Raw genomic sequence first — 18,868 nt, 5'->3', positions numbered from 1 at the left:
CTCCGAAGAGTAACCCGGGTCACCGACATCGGAGGCGGGCGCGGCGACGGCCCACGTCCCTGCGGCTCCGATCATCCACCCCACGGCGCCCCCTTGCCGCTCCCCGCCGAACTCACTCTCCGTCACCACACGATAGCGGCCAGGTCCGACAACGGCGCCGGGGTCAGCGTGCGAGCCAGTCCCCCGGGCCCAGGACCGCCACCGGGCGCTTTCGCGGGTCCAAGGTCCGCAGGAGCGTGCGCATGTGGGGCTTGGCCAGCGATACGCAGCCGCTCGTCGGGCCGCCGTGGTCGACGTGGACCCAGATGCCGCCGCCGCGGCCGTCGCCCAGGGGGCGGGTCCAGTCGAGCGGAGTGGTGCCGGGCTTGCGGTTGTAGTTGATCGCCACGACGTAGTCGAAGGAGCCGGCGAGGGGTTCGCCCTCGTAGCCGCTGCCGGTGGCGGTGAAGGCGGGACCGTGGTCGTACGGCAGCTTCGTGCCGGGGTCGGGGTCGAGGCCGCCGGCGTCGGTGAGGCCGTAGACGCCGGCCGGGGTGCGGAGATCGCCGGCGGTGTGGTGGCGGGTCCAGCCGCGGAGGGCGTTGTGCGCGGGCCAGGCCGGGCCGCCGCGCCAGCCGTCGGGGCCGCGTTCGTAGAGCACGGCGGTCGCGTCGGACGAGCGCCGGGAGGTGCCGGTGACGACGAGGGCCTGGCGGGCGCCGGCCGGGATGCGGGCACGGGTGCGGCTGCCCAGCCCCGGTATGTCCCGCGGCAGTCGCGCGGGCGCTGCCGCGACGGGCGAACGGGTCGGCTCGGGGGCCGGCGGCGGGGTCTCCTCCGCAGCGGACGGGTCGTCCTGTGTGCAGCCCGCCGCCGCGAGCGGGGGCAGGGCGGCAGCGAGTAACAGGCGGCGGCGGGGCAGCATCAGCGGGCGTTCCGTTTCGGTTGGCGGTATTTCGGGCCCGGTTCGAAGCGCATCGAGCCGAGTACGGTGCGGGCCTCGGCGACGTCTCCGGTCGCCGGGGTGGCCAGGCACACCGTGGCCAGCACGTGGACTCCCTCCGCGGCGCCCGCCGGGCTGCGCACCGCCCACAGTTCCTCGGTGCCGCCCGCGACCACGCACGCCTTGCCCACCTCGCGCGCCTGCAGGCCGGGGTCGGGCTTCTTCGGCCCGTAGAGCAGCCGCAGAGTGATCAGGGTGCCGCGGCGGGGCAGTTGCCGCGGCGGCGTGGTGCAGGTGCCGTCCGCGCCGGTGGGGCAGGGCTCGGGGGACGGCCGGAGGGAGAGGCTCGCGACGTAGCCGACGTAGTCGCCCTCCGGGGAGTCCGTACGGACCGTGCGGCTGCTCCAGCCCGCGGGCACCTGCAGCGTGAGGTCGGACAGCTCCGCCAACCGGGTCTCGGCCTCCGGCCGTTCCGGCGTCCCGGCGCCGGCGGCGGGCGGTGCCTGGCGGGGAGGCGGGTCGCCGGCGGGAAGCACCTGGGGCAGCAGTACGCCGACGGCCGCGGCGGTCGCGGTCGCCCCCCATACCGCACGCCGGCGGCGGCGCCGGCGCAGCACCCGCCGGCGTATCCGCTCCATCCGCTCGGCGGGCGCGGCGGGCCGCGGGACGGCCTGCTCCAGCAGCGCCCGCAGCGCGCGCTCCTCCTCGGCGGAGCCCGCGTACTCGACGGAGCCGGCCGGCTCGCCCGGACCCGCCCCCGCCGTCTCAGCCGCGTTCCCGGCCACCGGACTCACCGCCCTCCACCAGCTCGGCCGCGGGCAGCAGCCCGCGCAGCGTGCGGAGCGCCTTGGCGGACTGGCTCTTGACCGTGCCCGTCGCGCAGCCGAGGGTCGCCGCGGTGTCCTCGACGCTCAGGTCCTCGAAGTAGCGCAGCACGACCACCGCGCGCTGCCGCGGCGGGAGGCGCCGTATCGCGGCGGCGAGCGACTGCTCCAGATCCACCTGGGCGAACGCGTCCGAAGGCGCGGCCGTGTCGGGAAGCTCGCCGTGCGGCACCTCGCCCCACCAGTGGCGGCGCCACCAGGAGATGTTGGTGTGCACCATGGCCGTACGGACGTACGCCTCGGGGCTGCCGTCCGCTATCTGCTCCCACTTCGGCCACACCTTGGCCAGCACGGTCTGCAGCAGGTCCTCGGCGAGCTGGGCGTCCCCGGTGAGCAGCCAGGCGACGCGGAGCAGCCGCGGCCCGCGGGCCGCCACGAACTCCTCGAACCCCGGCGGCTGCGCCGCGCCCCGCCTCAGCATCCTGCGCCTGCCATCCGGTCCTCACTTCACGTCGCACACTGGTCGAACGCGATGAGGTCCGCACCGGGTTGCCTCGCCCCGGCTACCCGCCTTCCGTCACTGCCCCGCGGTGGACGGCCGCCCGCCGCCCGGCCGCTTGCCGCCCGGTGCTGCCGGGCCTACTGGCCCACCCGCCCGTCGACGCACTCGCGCAGCAGGTCCGCGTGGCCGCAGTGCCGCGCGTACTCCTCGACGCGGTGCACCCACAACTCGCGCACCGAGGTGCCGTCCTTGGGCAGCCGGGCACCGAGATCGCTGTACGCGGCCAGCACGGCGTCGCAGTCTGCCTGCTCGCGGGCGAGGTCGGCGAAGGCCGCGTCGACGAGCGCCTGGTCGGCGGCGGCGCCGTGGAAGTCGGCGTCGCGCTCGCCGTAGATCTTGGGGGCGGGGTTCTCCGGCACGACCCAGTTGCGCCAGTCCCGTTCCACCTCGGCGAGGTGGCGTATGAGACCGAGCAGCGACATGGTCGACGGCGGCACGGACCGGCGCGCCAGCTGCTCGGCGGTCAGCCCCTCGCACTTCATCTTCAGCGTGAGCCGGTAGTTGAACAGGAAGTCCTGCAGCGTGGCCAGCTCGCCGTCGGGGCTGGAGTCGTTGTTCCGCGGATCCTTGTCGGGGTCCGCCCACATGTCGGGGTAGACGCTGGCCTCGGTCCACCGCGCGGGTGCGTCGTCGTCACTCACCGTACACACGATGCTGATCGGCGACCGGACACGCAAGCGATTATCGCCGCGCGTGCGCCGGGCCCACCGGGGACGACCGGCGCATGCGCCGCCGTGGCGGCGGCGTGCGGGAGTGCTGCGGCGGAGCCACGGCCTCGCGCCGGACGTACCGCCGAGGACCAAGTCGGCCCAGGGGAGAGGCCCGGCTGTCAGGCCGGTGCGTCGTGGACGAGGCTGTAGCGCCAGAACAGCCGGCGGCGTATCCGCGCGCCCGGCAGCTCCGCTGCCGCGGCGTTCCGGATCTCGGCCAGGGTCTCCCGGGGCTCGGCGGTGGGCGCGGTCATGTGCACGGGTGCGGTGTCCGCGCGGGCCGGGTGCTTGGCCAGCCCGACGAGCGGGTTCGCGAGCGCGGCCGGCAGGGCGGCGGCGATGTCGGCGGCCCCGGCCTCGCGGTAGCACCCGACGACGACGAGCCGCCCGCCCGGGGCGAGGCAGTCGCGCAACTCGCGCAGGGTGGGCACCAGCGGCATGTGGTGCAGTACGGCGACGAGCGTGACGGCGTCCCAGCGCCGGCCCGGTTCGCGGCCGGCGAAGCCGGTGCGTACGACGGTGGCCGCGGGATCACCGTCGAACCGCGCGGCCGCGACGGCGGCGAGCGCCGCGTCGGGTTCGAGCCCGGTCACGGATGCCCCGTGCCGCCGCAGCAGGGCCATCAGGTTCCCCGCCCCGCACCCGACGTCCAGCACGTCCCGCGCCCCCGCCTCGGCCACCCGCCGGGCGATCCACGGGCCGTAGTGGTCGTTGTGGCTCCAGGGATGCCGCTGGTTGAAGCGGTCGAGCGCGTCGAGTACGGGCATGCGCCACACGTTAACCGGACGCCGCACAACCGTGTTGACTTCACCCGGCGAGGCGATTACAACGTTGCACCTTGCTGTCGGCGTGCGGACGGGAGCTGCCGGCGGGGACCGGAGGGCAGATGCGGCAGCCGATGCGCGGGCGGGACGGGGCGGCTTGGGCGATACCGGCGGCGCTGGGGGTCGACGCCGTCGGATCCGGGCTCTATCTGCCGCTGTCCATGGTCTACTTCCTCTCCGCCACCGACCTCTCCGAGGCACGCGTCGGCCTGCTCATGACGGCCGCGAGCGCCTGCGCGCTGCTGCTCCCCCTGCTCGTCGGGCGGGTCGTCGACCGCATCGGCCCGCGGCCGGTGGTGATCGCGGGTCAACTGCTCCAGGCCGGCGGGTTCCTGCTGTACCTGGCGGTGGACGGGCCGGCGTCGTTGTTCGCCGCCGCGCTGGTCGAGTCGGCGGGGCTGCGCGTGTACTGGTCGTCGGTCTTCGCGCTCATCGCCGAGCAGGGCGACGACCGCGCCCGCGACCAGTGGTTCGCCCGCACCGCGATGATCCGCACGGCCGGGACCGGCGCCGGGACCGTGCTCGCCGGGCTGCTGCTGGGACTCGCCTCGCAGAACGCGTACCGGGGGATGATCCTGGCGAACGCGCTGTCCTTCCTCCTGGCCGCCGCCCTCGCCCTCTTCGTCAGGAGCCGTCCGCGGCCGGCCGCGGACGGCGTGGCCGGGAAGCCCGCGGACGGCGTACGGCACCTGCTCGGCAACCGCGCCTATCTGTCGCTGATCGGCGTCAACGTGCTGTTCAACATCTGCACCGTCCTCCTCGCCGTGGCCACCCCCGTCTACGTCGTCCGCGGGCTGGACGCGCCCGGTTGGGCGGTCGGCGCCTTTCTGACCCTCACCACCGCCGTCGTCGCCACCTCCACCGCCGCGGTCACCCGGGGCATCCGCCGGCGGACCTCCCGCGGGGGCGCGATGGCCTGGGGCGGGGTGGCGTGGGCGGCATGGTGCGGGGCGATCGCGCTCGCGGTCCTGCTGCCCCGCGGCCTGGTGCTCGTCGGCTACCTCGCGCTGGTGATGCTGCTCTGGGCGGCGGCGGAGATGCTGCACGGGCCGGCCTCCAACGCGCTCTCCGCGGACGCGGCACCGGAGGGGGCGCGGGGCACGTACCTGGCGGCGTTCCAGTACTCGTTCGCGGCGGCGGACATGGTCACGCCCGGCCTCTTCGGGCTCCTGTACGGCGTGGAGCGGGTGCTGCCGTGGGTGGTCATCGGCCTCCTCGCGCTCGTCGCGAGCGCGGCGATACGGCCGCTGGAGAGGCGGCTGACGGCCGGGAGGGCGGCGGCGGGAGCCGCGGGGGCCTGACGCTCCGCGAGGGCCGCCACCGCGGCGCGTACGGGCCGCGCGTACGCGGCACGAACACGGACGAGGCCGAGCCGGCGGCAGACGGCGCGGAGAGCCCGGGACGCGCCCCGCACGCCGACGCACCGCGCACCGCGTGATCTGTTGTTCCCCACCCCCCGCACCGCCGTTCACCCGCCGTTCCGCTCCGCCGTCGAAACTCGCTGGTCGCCCCCCGCAACGCGAAGGAGAGGCCCGCATCATGAACGACGGACACATCGAAGGCGCCGAAGGCTCCGAGCGCACCGGGATCTCGCGGCGCCGCCTCGTCCGGTACGCCGGCGTGGGGGCGACGCTCGCGGCGGCCAGTCCGCTCGTCGTGAGCGGGGAGGCGGCAGCAGACGACAACGAGGCCCGGGGGAACGACCGGGGCGGGCACGGGAACGACCGGCGGCGCACCTGGCGGGCCGGTGACCACCACGTGCACTCCGAGTACAGCGGCAGGTTCGACACGTCCACCAACCCGCCCACGTTCCACAAGGGCGCCGACGCGGTGTACCCCATCGTCACCAACGCCATCATGGCCAAGCACTTCGGCCTGTCCTGGGTGATGTGCACCGACCACGGCGGCCCGACGCACTCGAAGGTCAACCTGGAGCAGGCCTACCCCGACCTGCTGCGCTCGCGCGTCCTCGTACCCGAGGTGCTGCAGTTCTGGGGCATGGAGTTCGACGCGCCCGCCCTCGACCACCACACGCTGATGATCCCGCACCACCGCGAGGAGGCGCAGCTGCTGTACGAGCTGGAGAGCCGCTTCGCCAAGCTCGACCCGTTCCCCGCGGACCCCGGCCGCGACACCGAGGCCAAGATGGTCGAGTTCCTCAAGGCCGCGAACACCGTCGACCGCAAGCCGCTGGTGATCGCCCACCACGCCTCGCGGTCCGCGACCGGCCTCGGCGTCTACGGCCAGGACACGCCGCGCGAGTTCCGCAACGGCAACGACGTCGCCCCGGACGTCTACGTCGGCTTCGAGGGCGCCCCCGGCCACCAGGCCGGCCCTCTCGTCGGCGGCGCCCGCGGCGGCTACGGCAACCACCCCACGTACGGCGGCTTCGACCAGATGACGGCCCGCCTGGGCGGCCTGTGGGACGCGCTCCTCGGCGAGGGCCGGCGCTGGTGGATCACCGCCACGTCGGACTCGCACGTGCACTGGACGCGCGGCGGCTCCGACTTCTGGCCGGGCGAGTACAGCAAGACGCACGTGCTGGCGCGGCAGGACTACGCCGACGTCATGGACGGCCTGCGCAACGGCCGCGTCTGGGTGGGCACCGGCGACCTCATCACCTCCCTCGACCTCACGGCGGGCAACCGCGGCCGCGGCGCGGCCATGGGCGAGACGCTGACCGTCAGCGGCCGGGGCCGCACCGACGTGGAGATCGAGATCCGCTTCCGCCCGCTGGACGGCAGGAACGGCAACGGCGACCGCCCCGAGGTGCGCCGCGTCGACCTCATCACCGGCAGCATCACGGGCCCGAGCGCCGACCGCGACGCCGACACCAACCCGACCACCCGGGTCGCCGCCCGCTTCGGCCCCGGCGACTGGCGGCGCCAGGGCAAGGAGTACGTCATCCGGCACACGCTGCGTGACGTGGACGGCGACATGTACGCGCGCGTACGCGGCACGAGCACCGACGAGGCGGAGCCGGTGGCGGACGGGCTGGAGAGCCCGTGGGAGGACCTGTGGTTCTACTCCAACCCGGTCTTCGTCCACGTCCGTTAGGGGCGCCCACGCGCGCGGTACGGCGCACGCCGGCGCCCCCGTAGGACCCCCGGGTCAGGCGGGCGCCGGCTCCGGCCGCGTCGCGCGCAGCCGCCCGCCGCGGGCCAGCGCCGCCAGGGCGCCGGCGCAGGCCGCACCCGTCGCGGTCAGCGCCAGCCACGGCAGCCGCGGGTACTCCTCCGCCACGCCCCACAGCGCACCCGTCGCAAGGTTGCCCAGCGTGATGCCGAGTCCCGAGACCGTGTGGTAAAGGCCGTAGTGCGTGGCGACGAGACGGCCGCCGGAGAGCGACACCACGGTGTCCATCTCGAACGGGTACGCCAGGGCCGTGCCCAGTGCCAGCAGGGCGGCGGCGAGCAGCAGGGGGACCAGTGCCACCGTTCGCGCCGCCGCCCCGCCGCCGCCCGGCGGGGCGCCGGCGAGCAGCAGCGGCAGAAAGGCGACGCCCATCAGGGCGATGCCGTACACCAGGGCCCGCTGCGCCGGCCAGCGCTTCTTCGCCCAGCCCGTGACGCGCAGCTGGCCCGCCGCCGCCACGCCCGCCGAGACGGCGAAGAGCGCGGTGGTCACGGCGTCGCCCGCGGCGGGGAAGGCGCGGTGGGCCTGGAGGGGCAATGCCAGATACACCTGGAAGGACAGGACGTACGAGCCGATCATGGCGGCGGAGAAGAGCATGAAGGGGCGGTTGGAGACGACCGTGCGCCAGTCGGCCAGCACCCCGCGCGCCCCCGGGCGCTCGGTCCGTACCGCATCCCCCTCGGGCAGCGCCAGCACCTGTACCACCGTGAGCCCCAGGAACAGCAGCGCCGCGACCGTGCAGACCAGCCGGAAGTCGGCCGCCAGCAGCGCCAGTCCGACGAGCGGGCCGACGAACATCCCCGTCTGGTAGAAGACGTTGAACAGCGCGAACGCGCCCACGCGCCGTTCCTCCCCCACGGCCTGCGCGAGATACGTCCGCACCGCCGGGTTGAACAGCGCACCCGCGAAGCCCGTCATCGCCGACGCGGCGACCAGCGCCGGCAGCGACTGCACGAAGCCCAGTAGCCCGAAGCCCGCCGTGCGCAGCACACACCCCGCGACGATCATGGGCTTGCAGCCCAGCCGGTCGGCCAGTGTGCCACCGACCAGGAACATGCCCTGCTGGGAGAAGTTCCGCACGCCCAGGACCAGGCCCACGGCCCACGCGGCCAAGCCCAGCCCGTCGGCGAGATGGGCGGCGAGGTACGGCATCAGCATGTAGAACGCGGTGTTGATGGTGAACTGCTGCACCATCAGCAGCCGCACCCCGCCGGCGTACGAGCGGAACTCCCGCGCCAGGTTTCTCATCGGGCCGGCACCCCCGTCGGCACGCCCGCGGCCGCCGCGGCCGTCCCCGCCGCCGGCACCGCCGCGACGTTGCCGCAGCGGGTCCACCGCTCGACGGTCCGCTCCGCCGGGTGTGCGATCTCGTCGGGGTCCGCGGCCGGCGGGCGGTCGAGCAGGTCGTGGGTGCGGCAGTGCTCGTCGCTGAAGACGGTGTTCCAGTAGCGCTGCACGCCGTCGGGGAAGACCGCCGCGATACGGACCGAGGGCCCCTGCGTACGCGCCAGCCACCCCGCGACCAGCGCCACCGCGCCGACGCTCCAGCCGCCGCCCGCGTAGTGGTGCCGCACCAGCCGGCGGGCCGCCCACACCGCCTCGTGCGCCGCGACCCAGTGGCACTCCTCGAACGCCGCGTGGTCCACGTTGCGTGGGTGGATGCTGCTGCCGAGCCCGCGCATCAGCCGCTCGCCCGCCGGCTGCCCGAAGACCGTGGAGCGCACCGAGTCCACCCCGACCAGCCGCATCCCCGGCGAGAACGCGCGCAGCGCGCGGGCGACGCCCGCGGAGTGGCCGCCGGTGCCGACCGCGGTGACGAGGACGTCGACGCGGCCGAGCTGGACGGCGAGTTCGAGGGCGAGGGCGTCGTACGCCGCGGGGTTGTCGGGGTTGTGGTACTGGTCCGGGCACCAGGCGCCGGGCTGCGCGGCCAGCAGTTCCGCGACCCGGTCGCGGCGGGCCTGCTGCCAGCCGCCCGAGGGGTGCGGGGCGCGTACGACCTCGACGCGCGCCCCGTACGCGGCCAGTTGGTGCCGCATCAGCGGTTCGAGGCCCGGGTCGGTCACCAGGGTCACCGGATGGCCGAAGGTGATCCCGGCGAGCGCGAGGCCGAGGCCCAGGGTGCCGCTGGTCGACTCGACGACGGGCGCACCGGGCGCCAGTTCGCCGCGGCGGCGGGCGGCGGCGACCATGTGCAGCGCGGAACGGTCCTTGAGCCCGCCGGGGTTGGCGCCCTCCAGCTTGGCCCAGAAGCCGTGGCCCGCCGGGCTGAACGGCTCGCCGATCCACAGGACGGGGGTGTTGCCGACGAGGCCCGCGGGGGTGCTGCGGGCGCCGTCCGCGGGGTCGGGGAGGTGGCGGGCGGCGGCGAAGCCGCGGAGGTCGCCGGGGGAGACGGTGCGCAGAGTGGAGTGCATGGGTGGTCCTTCCGCGGCCGCGCGGGTACGGGGCCGGGTGTTCGCGTACGTACGTGGGGGGGCCGGGCGCGCCGCGGCGCGCGGGGGCCGTCACGTACGGCTGACGCAGACCAGGCGGAGGAGGGCCGTGCCGGGGCGGCCCGCCGGGCGGCCGCCGCCGTGCGGTGGCGCGGCTCGGGCCTCGCCGGCTGCCCGCGGTGCGGCGAGGGCGGGGGCGGGGAGGACCGGCGCGGGGTGGGCGGCGGAGTCGGCGGGTTCGTCGCGTACGACGGCGTGGGGGAGGGCGGCGGAGGGCTCGCAGCACGGCTCGCTGCAGTCGGCATGGCCGGCGTGGTCGTCGAGGTGGTCCCCGGTGTGCACGGCCGGGTGCTCGGGCGCCGCCTCCGCGTACGCGGCCGGCGCCAGTGCCACCGCGAGCGTGCTCCCCCGCAGGCTCCCGGCGCCCTCGTGGTGCGGCGTACCGGCGTCCACGCACGCGAACACCGGGGCCAGCACGACGATCGCCAGCCCTGCGAGAAGGGCGGTCACGGCACGGCAGAGTCGCGGCAGAACGGCGGCATGAGTACCCGGCACGCGACTGAGCGTAGGGCCTTCTGTCCCATCCGCACTTTATTCACCCCTTCCGGGTGAATAGCGGGGACGCGGATTGACCGGCTCCCGCGGCCGGTCCGGGCCAGGGAGCGGTCGGTCGGGCTGAGGAGCAGGTTCAGCACCGCCACGCCGGTGCGCCCTTGACGACCGGGCCCGTACGGCTTACCTGTGCGTCCAGAGGTCCAGCGGCGGCACCGGCGGTACCGGATGGAGGCTGCCGGTCCTGGACCAGCCCCAGGTCTGGTACGCCGCACCCGCCGCCGCGTTGTCCTGCGGCAGCAGCGCCACCGCGGGGGACGGGGCCCAGCGGGCCAGCAGGTGCTGCTGCAGTCGCGTGGCGATGTGCCGGCGGCGCTGGTCCGGCACCACCATCAGCTCCGCCACCACGAACGCCCGCGGCGACGAGGTGACCTCCGCCAGCGCCAGCGGCGGCCCCTCCGGGAAGTCCGGCCACCACACGCCGGAGCGGTCGGCCCGGAACCCGTACGCGCAGCCCACCGGGCGGTCGCCCCCGGCCAGCACCATCTCGAACCCCGGCCGCTGCACGTGGTCTTCGAGCCGGCGCAGGAAGCCCTCCCGCTCGGGCGCCGCCCCGCCGACCGCGCCGTTGTACGACGCGACGTACACGTCCGCCACGGCCTCGCGCTGCGTGTCCGCCTGCCACCGGCTCAAGCCGCGTAAGAACAACTCAGACACTCGTCCTCCCCCGGTCAGGCCGGCCGCCCATGTCCGAGCCCCTGTGACCACAGGGTAGCCCCGCGGCCCCGTGAGCACATGGCCCCGAACCGGACGATGTGCCCCGGCTGCCCGCCTACTTCTCCAGGCTCACCGTCAGGCTCCTGCCGTAGGCGTGATGCGTGTCCACCACCAGCTTCGTCCCGCCGGGCACCCGGCTGACCCGGACCCCGTCGTCCCCCGCGGCCTTCCGCAGGGGCCCGCCGCGCAGCACCACGGTCACCGTGTCGCGGTCCATCGTCGGGTCCGCGACGGCCACGCCGACGCGCCCGTCCTCCCCGGTCCGTACGAGCACCGAGGCGGGCCCGTCGATGCTCAGCCCCGCGGTGTCGTGGCGGCCGGAGGTGAAGGAATTCGCGGCGGTCAGGCGGAGGCCGGAGTGGCGGACGGCCTGGAGGCGCGGGGAGTTGGCGGTCACGGTGAGCGGGCCGCGGCGCCGGTACGCGTCCAACTGCGCGGCGGAGGCGTGCGGCACCAGGGCGTACGCCAGGCGCGCGAGCCCGTGCCGCGGCTCGTGGTCGACGGCGGCGCTGAACACCGTGCGCGTCACCGCCGTGTCCGGGTTCCCGGTGCGGACGACGCGGCGGCTGCGGGTGACGTCCTCGAGGCCGACCCGGACGCGGGGGGCGTCCAGGAAGACGTACCCGACGGCGGTGCCCTCCGCGGCGTCCGCGTAGCGCAGCCAGTTCAGTTGCGCCGTGCCCGGGCCCTCCCAGGCGCGGCCGTCGCGGCGCGCGCCGGTGACGGTGACGGCGGCGGAGGGATCGGCGGTGCGCGCGTCGACGGCAGTAGTTACTGTGCGGCCGGCGGGGTCGCCGATCCCCGCGGCCAGGACGACGATCTCGTCGTCGAGCATGAACCACGACTTGGTGGCGGTCGCGTTGCGGTAGACGACGAAGTCGTCCGGGAGGAGCCCGCGTTCGGCGTACGCGACGTCGTCGGACTGCACCATCGCGGAGGCGCCGTACGCACCGAGGACGGCGCCGCCGGAGTGGCGGTTGGTGCCGCGCGGGAAGTAGACGTACTTGTTCTGCGACTCGGAGGACGACGTGAAGTTCAGCGGGTGGCCCGGGTTGTCGTACCAGAGCTTGCCGTCGTACAGCTCCGGTATCGTCCCGCGCCGCTCGACGGGCGCGGTGGCGCCTGCGAGGCCGTAGGGGGAGACGACGGTGTAGTAGTCGACGCCGTACGCGCGCGTCTGGTCCTGCCCGGAGAGGTACAGGTAGTACGCGCCGTCCCCCTGGAACCAGGGCATCAGGTTCTCGCCGCTCATGTACTCGTACTTGCTGATGCGGTCCGAACTGCGCGCCAGCGCGAACGCGAAGCCGGGGCGGCGGTGGACGTGCTTGTCCATCGCGTTGAACGCGACGCTGCGCGCGGCCGGGTTGAGGTCGGCGGGCGGGACGGCGTCGTCGCCGACGATGTCGGCGTAGCGCACGACGCTGACGGGCGAGACGAAGCCGGCGGGGTCGAGGGCGGCGCGCGAAGTGGCCCGGATGTGCTTGACGTAGCTCTTGAGCGCGGTCGCGTCGGCGCCGGACGTGTAGTCGGCGAGGTCGACGACGGCTTCGACGACGGCGGCCACGTCGGTGTATCCGGAGGTGGTGCGGACGACGGCGCGGCCCTTGACGACCTCCATCATCCAGCCTTCGAAGATCAGCGGCGCGAAGCCGTCGCGCACCCAGCGCTGCACGACGGGCACGAGCGCCTCGGTGTTCGCGAAGCCCGTGCCGTCGAGGATCTTGAGCGTCTGGACGACGCGGGTGAGCAGCCCCTTGCCGTACGAGCCGGTGTACGCGACGGAGTGGTGCTGGATGAACGACCCGTCGGCGTAGTAGCCGTCGGTGTTGCCGTGGCGGATGTCGTACGGGTCGATGGTGGCGAAGACGGTGAGCTGGTCCTCGAGGGCCTTGGCGATACGCGCCTCGCCGCCGGCCTCCTGGGCGGCGGCGAGCAGGGCGCCCTGGATGATGCGGTTGGTGGTGATGTCGGCGAGGTTGGCACCGGTGTGGAAGCGGGAGTCGAGGTCGACGTCGCCGTCCTTGCCGTTGCGCAGGTACGCGTCCATCGATGCGACGTACGTCGTGAGCAGCCCGGCGGGGACCGCGTCCGGGACGTCGGCGAGGAGCGCGAAGGCCTTGCCGACGTGGGTGGAGATGGCGATCTCCCAGTTGTGCCAGTTGCCGTAGTAGCCCTGCGACTGGTCGCCGTAGTAGTGCTCGTGCAGCCACACCAGGCCGTCGACGGCGCGGCGCTGGGCGGCGGCGTCGCCGTGGAGGTCGCCGCCGGGGGCGCGGGTGGCCAGGGCGATCTCGTAGAGCATGCGGTACGAGGTGGCGAGGTTGACGTCGCTGGTGCCGAGGGGGACACCGGCGAACAGTTCGCCGGCGGCGGTGCCGGTGTCGGCCATCGCGGCGAGGTTGGCGCGGGCGGTGGCGTGGAGGGCGGCGACCTTGGCGGCGGCCTCCGGCCGGGCGTTGGTCGCGGGGGTGCCCGCGAAGACGTCGCGGGTGTGGGCGAGGAGGAGGGCGGGGTCGGCGGCCCGGGCGCTTCCGGCGGCGAGGGCCGGGCGGGCCGGGAGGACCGCCAGCAGGCCGGCGGCGGGCAGGGTGGACAGCAGGCGTCTGCGGGTGAACTCCATGGGGTCCTCCCCCGGTGCGTTGGGGCACTGGCAGCCGGAGTCAAGCAGATGGGGGGTGCGCCGACAAGCGCTTGCGAGCCCGTACGGGGAGATCGCACCGGGGAAGGAGCCGCGGATCTGCCGGGCGGGGCCCGGCGCACAGGTAGCCGGAGCGCACCGGCGGGAAGACGATCGCCTACCGCCGGACCCCGCCCGGCGGAACCAGCTTGATGCATGCCAGGAGTTGTTGCAAGTACTATGCAATAAGCGCGTAGGGTGATCGGGCACGGATGTCCCACGAAAGGAGCAGCGCCTGATGAGCACGTACGCGCTACCCGATCTGCCCTACGACTACGCCGCGTTGGAGCCCGCGATCACCGGGCAGATCCTCGAACTGCACCACGCCAAGCACCACGCCGCCTACGTCAAGGGCGCCAACGACACGCTGGAGCAGCTCGCCGAGGCACGCGACAAGGAGCAGTTCGGGAACCTGGTCGGGCTGGAGAAGACGTACGCCTTCAACCTCTCCGGGCACGTCCTGCACACGATCTTCTGGGAGAACCTCTCGCCGGACGGCGGCGACCGCCCCGACGGCGCCCTCCGCGACGCCATCGACGAGCACCTGGGCGGCTTCGAGGCGTTCCGGAAGCAACTGAGCGCCGCCACCGCCTCGGTGCAGGGCTCGGGCTGGGGCGTGCTGGCGTGGGAGCCGCTGGGCAAGCGCCTGATCGTCGAACAGGTCTACGACCACCACGGCAACGTCGGCCAGGGCAGCACCCCGCTGCTGGTCTTCGACGCCTGGGAGCACGCCTACTACCTGCAGTACAAGAACGTCCGCCCCGACTACGTCCAGAAGCTGTGGGACCTCGTGAACTGGGACGACGTCTCGGCGCGGTACGCGGAGGCGACGGCGCGCGGCTGAGACAGCGGCTGAGACCGGGGACGCGGCGGGGGTTTCACGGGAAACACCGCCAGAAGGCGACAGGCCGCTCTCTCGCGTACGGCGAGGGGGCGGCCGCTGCGTACGCGCGCTTCGTACGGCAGTGCAACCTCGTTCCGTACGACGAGACTTGCCCGTTCACGCCGGGCAACCGGCCGCCGCACACTACGATCCACGCTACCCCCCACCCCCATCGGCGAGAGCGAGAGCATGCGGTCGGGCACACGTCAGAACGCACACCTCACCTACCGAGCCAACACGGGCGCCGGCCGGCACGGCTGGCTCCGGCTGACCCCCGCCTACTCCGTGAGCCTCGTGCGCCGCTACGCCGCCGAGATGCCGCCCGGCTCCGTCGTCACCGACCCCTTCTCCGGCACCGGCACCACTCCCCTGGCCGCCGCCGAGCACGGACTGACGGGGCAGTCGCTGGACGTGAACCCGTTCCTGATCTGGCTGGGGAAGATGAAGACGGCCGCCTACGAGCCGGAACACCTGCGCGAGACGCGGCGGGCACTCGCGCCCCTGGTGCACCGCGCCGAGGAGTTACTCCCCGGGGCCGGCGAGCTGTGGGAGCCGGAGCTGCACAACATCGGGCGGTGGTGGGCACGGAGCGCGCTGGACGCGCTGAAGGCGGTACGGCGGGCGCTGGACGTCGCGGCGGGCGGGCTGCCGCCGGGCGGGCGGGACCTCCTGGACGTGGCGTTCTGCCGGACGCTGATCGCGTCGAGCAACGCGGCGTTCAACCACCAGAGCATGTCGTTCAAGGAGGACGGGGAGAAGGACGGGGCCGAGGGGGCGGGCGGCGGCACCGTCCAGGCGCTCGACCTCGACGCCGCGCGGGAGGTGCTGGAGACGTTCCGCCGCGAGGCCGGCACCACGCTCGCGAACGCCGCGGACCCGCTGCCCGGCACGGCGCGCGTCCTGCACGGCGACTCCCGCGACATGCAGCCCGCCGCCGGCCGGCTCACGCCCTGCGACCTGCTGCTGACCTCGCCGCCGTACGTGAACCGCATGTCGTACATCCGCGAGCTGCGCCCGTACATGTACTGGATGCGGCACCTGCGCCGGGCCGAGGACGCGGGCCGGCTGGACTGGCAGGCGATCGGCGGCACCTGGGGCGCGGCCACCTCGCGCGTACGGGCCTGGCGCCCGCCGGGGCCGGAGGCCGACGGGGTGCCGGAGCCGGTGGCGGGCGAGCTGGCCCGGACGCAGGCGGCGATCCGCCGGGACGGCGGGCGGAACGGGCCGCTGCTGGCGAACTACGTGGGCAAGTACGTGCACGACATGTGGGGGCACTTCCGGGCGGCGTACCGGAACGTGCGCGGCGGCGGGCGGGTGGTCTACGTGATCGGCAACTCGACCTTCTACGGGAACCAGGTGCCGGCGCAGGAGTGGTACGCGGCGCTGCTCCGCGAGGCGGGGTTCGCGGGGATCGAGGTGGAGGTCATCCGCAAGCGGAACAGCAACAAGGCGCTGTTCGAGTACGCGGTGTCGGGCGGACGGCCGTAGGACTCGCGGCGGGCGCCGGGGCGGTGGCGCGGGTCCGCGGCGGCGGGGGTTTATCCACAACTGGGGAGTAATCCACAGATTGGCGGTGCGCGCTCCACTCGGCTCCGGCGAGGCCGCAGAATGTCGGCATGAGCGAGATCGACGGGGGCAAGGCGGGACATGCGGGCGACGGCGCAAGCATCGGCCGCGAGGGCTACGGAGCCGACGGCGGGACCGGCCGGAGCGACGGCACCGGCGCGGACATGGCGGACGGCGGCAGGACAGTCGGAAAGGCGGGCGCCAGCGGGGCAGGCGGCAGCGAGTCGGCCGCGGGCCCCGGCGGGCAGGCGAGTGCGGCGCCGGCGTGGGAGCGGCGGTTCCGGGCACCGCGGATCAGCCTGCCCGGGTGGGCGGAGGACGCGCCGGACCGCGCGCTGTACGTGTCGAACGTGACCGGCACGTTCGAGCTGTACGCCTGGGACCGCCGCACGGGCGGCATCCGCCAGGTCACCGACCGGCCGAACGGCACGACGGACGGCGCGCTGACGCCGGACGGCGAGTGGGTGTGGTGGTTCTGCGACACCGACGGGGACGAGTTCGGGGTCTGGCGGCGGCAGCCGTTCGCGGGCGCCGCCCCGGGGCAGGACCGGGCGGCGGCGCCTGGTCTGCCGGCGGCGTACTCGGCCGGGCTCGCGCTCGGGCGGGACGGCTCGGCGGTGGTCGGCAGGTCCACGGAGGAGACGGGCACGACGATCCACCTCGTGCGGCCCGGCGGCGAGCCCAGCGAGATCTACCGGCACCGGGAGTCCGCAGGCGTCGGCGACCTCTCGCACGACGGCAGGCTGCTCGCCATCGAGCACACCGAGCACGGCGACGCGATGCACGCCGCCCTGCGCGTGCTGCGGCTCGGCGGCTTCCCCGGCGTGGACCCGGTGGTCGCCGATCTGGACGACACCAAGGGCGGCCGGGAGGAGCTGGGCCTGGAGGTCCTGGGCTTCGCCCCGGTGGCGGGCGACTCGCGGCTGCTCGTCGGGCACCAGCGGCGCGGCCGGTGGGAGCCGATGATCTGGGATCCGGTCACGGGGGAGACCCGGGAGCTGGAGCTCGACCTGCCGGGGGACGTGTCGGCGGAGTGGTATCCGGACGGCAGTGCCCTGCTCGTGCTGCATACGTACCAGGCGCGCAGCGAGCTGTGGAGGTACGGGCTGGAGGGCGCCGGCTCCGGTGCCCTGACCCGGGTGGAGACCCCGCCGGGGACGATCTCGGGGGCGACGGCACGGCCGGACGGCACGGTGGAGTTCCACTGGTCGTCGGGCGCGGAGCCGCCGCAGGTGCGGTCCTCCGAGGGGGCCGTGGTGCTCCAGCCGCCGGGCCCCGCGGCGCCGGGTTCGGTGCCGGTGGAGGACGCCTGGGTCGACGGGCCGGGCGGCCGGATCCACGCGCTGGTGCAGCGGCCGGCGGGCGAGGGCCCGTTCCCCTGCCTGTTCGACGTGCACGGCGGCCCGACGTGGCAGGACAGCGACGCCTTCGCGGCCGCCCCCGCCGCCTGGGTCGACCACGGCTTCGCCGTGGTCCGCGTCAACTACCGCGGCTCCACCGGCTACGGCCGGGAGTGGACCGACGCGCTCAAGCACCGGGTGGGGCTCATCGAGCTGGAGGACATCGCAGCGGTGCGGGAGTGGGCCGTGGCCTCCGGTCTGGCGGACCCCGAGCGGCTGGTCGTCGGCGGCGGTTCGTGGGGCGGGTATCTGTCGCTCCTCGCCCTCGGCACGCAGCCGGACGCCTGGGCACTGGGCCTGTCGGCCGTGCCCGTCGCGGACTACGTGTCGGCGTACGAGGACGAGATGGAGGCCCTCAAGGCGATGGACCGCACGCTGATGGGCGGCTCGCCGCAGGACGTCCCCGAGCGCTACGCCGCGTCGTCACCGCTGACGTACGTGGACCAGGTGCGGGCCCCGGTGTTCGTCTCCGCGGGGGTCAACGATCCGCGGTGCCCGATCCGGCAGGTGGAGAACTACGTCGGGCGGCTCGCGGAGCGCGAGCACCCGCACGAGGTGTACCGCTACGACGCGGGGCACGGCTCGCTGGTCGTGGACGAGCGGATCAAGCAGTTGGGGCTGGAGCTCGACTTCGTTCGCCGTCATCTGCTTCCGGACCTGGCTCCGCGGCAGCAGGGGCCGGATCCGGAGCCGCAGGACCGCTCCCCTCGGGATCGGGGGAGGTGAGGCCGAGGGCCATGTCGCGCGCGACCTCCGCCTCACGGCGGAAGAGGCGGTACCACATGAAGATCACGAAGCCGGCGAAGACGAACCACTGGGCCGTGTAGCCGAGGTTCTGGAACGCCTTGAGGTCGAGCCCGCTGCCCTGCGGGACCTCGGCGGGGACGGGCCGCATCCCGCCGTCGGCCTCGAAGAGGGTGATCCAGGCCGTGGAGACCCGCTCGTCCACGACGTTGATCAGCGCCGCGGCGCTGATCATCCCGACCTGGCCGCGGGGCAGCCCGCCCTCGGTGTGCACGCCGGGGGAGCCCTGGTGCTCGGACGCCTGCAGGGCGCCGGTGACGGTGACCTCGCCGGCCGGCGGCTCGGGGGCCTTCGCCGGGTCGGCCTCGCCGGGCAGCCAGCCGCGCAAGACGGGGACGGAGGTGGGGGTTCCGGCTGCGCTGTCGTCGCTGTCGTCGCTGTCGTCGCTCCCGGCGCCGTCGTCGCCCACGGGGGCGTCGGTGCGCAGAAGGGTCAGCACGTAGAAGCCGGTCTCGCCGTCGAGGGTGCGGTCGGGGACGAGGAGTTGGGGGCCGTAGCGCCCGGTGACGCTCGCCGCGTCGCCGGTCGTCTCCTGGGTGACGGGCAGCAGCTCGCCCATCGGCCGGGCGGCGGTGGCGTCGCCGCGGTCCTTCTGCTCCTGCTGTTCCTGGTGGGTTTCCACGCGCGTCTCGAAGCGGCCCATCTGCCAGCTGCCCATGACGAGGCACACCGGGATGGCGAGTGCGGCGAGGATGTTGACGACCCACCACCGGGGCGTCAGCAGGAACCGGTACACGCCTCCACGGTACGGCCTCCCCCGGCGGCCCCCCGCCCGGGGGCCGGTCGGCGCCGGGGCC

At 74.5% G+C, this 18,868-nt stretch carries 15 protein-coding genes and 1 pseudogene; 5 read left to right on the top strand and 11 right to left on the bottom strand.

Translation table 11 applies throughout. The annotated features are described in order from the left end of the window. Positions 1-163: 163 nt before the first annotated feature. From LG396_RS02280 to LG396_RS02260, 5 genes are all read right to left on the bottom strand, one after another. Positions 164-904: a L,D-transpeptidase family protein gene (locus LG396_RS02280; RefSeq protein WP_225793357.1), complete on the bottom strand. Its 741-nt coding sequence runs from the start codon at positions 902-904 to the stop codon at positions 164-166. Then, positions 904-1,707 carry a hypothetical protein gene (locus tag LG396_RS02275; protein WP_225793356.1) on the bottom strand — a complete coding sequence of 268 codons (804 nt, stop codon included), beginning with the start codon at positions 1,705-1,707 and terminating at the stop codon, positions 904-906. The genes LG396_RS02280 and LG396_RS02275 overlap by 1 nt, the downstream gene beginning before the upstream one ends. Next, complete coding sequence (locus LG396_RS02270) at positions 1,688-2,227, bottom strand: SigE family RNA polymerase sigma factor (RefSeq protein ID WP_018836637.1); 540 nt, start codon at positions 2,225-2,227, stop codon at positions 1,688-1,690. Before LG396_RS02270 ends, LG396_RS02275 begins: the two co-directional genes overlap by 20 nt. A gap of 158 nt (positions 2,228-2,385) precedes the next feature. Further along, positions 2,386-2,949, bottom strand: coding sequence for a DinB family protein (locus LG396_RS02265; protein WP_037753482.1), 564 nt, complete (start codon positions 2,947-2,949; stop codon positions 2,386-2,388). A gap of 188 nt (positions 2,950-3,137) precedes the next feature. Further along, positions 3,138-3,785, bottom strand: a complete 648-nt coding sequence (locus LG396_RS02260; RefSeq protein WP_225793355.1) for a class I SAM-dependent methyltransferase — start codon at positions 3,783-3,785, stop codon at positions 3,138-3,140. A 119-nt stretch (positions 3,786-3,904) separates the two neighbouring features. On the opposite strand from LG396_RS02260, the gene LG396_RS02255 reads away from it, so the two are divergent. Together LG396_RS02255 and LG396_RS02250 are read left to right on the top strand one after the other, a co-directional pair. Continuing rightward, positions 3,905-5,143: an MFS transporter gene (locus tag LG396_RS02255; RefSeq protein WP_225793354.1), complete on the top strand. Its 1,239-nt coding sequence runs from the start codon at positions 3,905-3,907 to the stop codon at positions 5,141-5,143. Between the two features lie 238 nt (positions 5,144-5,381). Beyond that, the gene (locus LG396_RS02250; protein ID WP_225793353.1) at positions 5,382-6,899 is read left to right on the top strand and encodes a CehA/McbA family metallohydrolase domain-containing protein; all 1,518 of its coding nucleotides are present in this window, start codon (positions 5,382-5,384) and stop codon (positions 6,897-6,899) included. Between the two features lie 54 nt (positions 6,900-6,953). Here the strand turns inward: LG396_RS02250 and LG396_RS02245 are convergent, their stop codons facing one another. The 5 genes from LG396_RS02245 to LG396_RS02225 form a co-directional block, all read right to left on the bottom strand. Next, on the bottom strand, positions 6,954-8,225 hold the full coding sequence (locus LG396_RS02245; RefSeq protein WP_225793352.1) for an MFS transporter: 1,272 nt from the start codon (positions 8,223-8,225) through the stop codon (positions 6,954-6,956). Next, the gene (locus LG396_RS02240; protein ID WP_225793351.1) at positions 8,222-9,394 is read right to left on the bottom strand and encodes a PLP-dependent cysteine synthase family protein; all 1,173 of its coding nucleotides are present in this window, start codon (positions 9,392-9,394) and stop codon (positions 8,222-8,224) included. Before LG396_RS02240 ends, LG396_RS02245 begins: the two co-directional genes overlap by 4 nt. A gap of 90 nt (positions 9,395-9,484) precedes the next feature. After that, positions 9,485-9,922 (bottom strand): hypothetical protein, encoded by a 438-nt coding sequence (locus tag LG396_RS02235; RefSeq protein ID WP_225793350.1) that lies wholly within the window; start codon positions 9,920-9,922, stop codon positions 9,485-9,487. Between the two features lie 225 nt (positions 9,923-10,147). After that, entirely contained in the window at positions 10,148-10,681 is a 534-nt protein-coding gene (locus LG396_RS02230; RefSeq protein WP_225793349.1) for a hypothetical protein, read from the bottom strand. 115 nt (positions 10,682-10,796) lie between these two features. After that, positions 10,797-13,361 (bottom strand): polysaccharide lyase family 8 super-sandwich domain-containing protein, encoded by a 2,565-nt coding sequence (locus tag LG396_RS02225; RefSeq protein ID WP_225793348.1) that lies wholly within the window; start codon positions 13,359-13,361, stop codon positions 10,797-10,799. A gap of 295 nt (positions 13,362-13,656) precedes the next feature. Here LG396_RS02225 and LG396_RS02220 point away from each other — a divergent pair, with 295 nt between their 5' ends. From LG396_RS02220 to LG396_RS02210, 3 genes are all read left to right on the top strand, one after another. After that, on the top strand, positions 13,657-14,262 hold the full coding sequence (locus LG396_RS02220) for a superoxide dismutase (RefSeq protein WP_225793347.1): 606 nt from the start codon (positions 13,657-13,659) through the stop codon (positions 14,260-14,262). A gap of 228 nt (positions 14,263-14,490) precedes the next feature. Beyond that, positions 14,491-15,789, top strand: coding sequence for a TRM11 family methyltransferase (locus tag LG396_RS02215; protein WP_130456425.1), 1,299 nt, complete (start codon positions 14,491-14,493; stop codon positions 15,787-15,789). Positions 15,790-15,917: 128 nt separating this feature from the next. After that, positions 15,918-17,993 (top strand): S9 family peptidase, encoded by a 2,076-nt coding sequence (locus LG396_RS02210; RefSeq protein ID WP_308190056.1) that lies wholly within the window; start codon positions 15,918-15,920, stop codon positions 17,991-17,993. 133 nt (positions 17,994-18,126) lie between these two features. Here the strand turns inward: LG396_RS02210 and LG396_RS02205 are convergent. Then, positions 18,127-18,714, bottom strand: a pseudogene (locus LG396_RS02205) (SURF1 family cytochrome oxidase biogenesis protein); the annotation flags it as partial. Positions 18,715-18,868: the final 154 nt, after the last annotated feature.

This window comes from Streptomyces aculeolatus, from assembly GCF_020400605.1.
In the GTDB taxonomy this organism is placed as follows: Bacteria; Actinomycetota; Actinomycetes; order Streptomycetales; family Streptomycetaceae; genus Streptomyces; species Streptomyces aculeolatus.
This window is presented reverse-complemented; position numbering and strand designations above follow the sequence as displayed.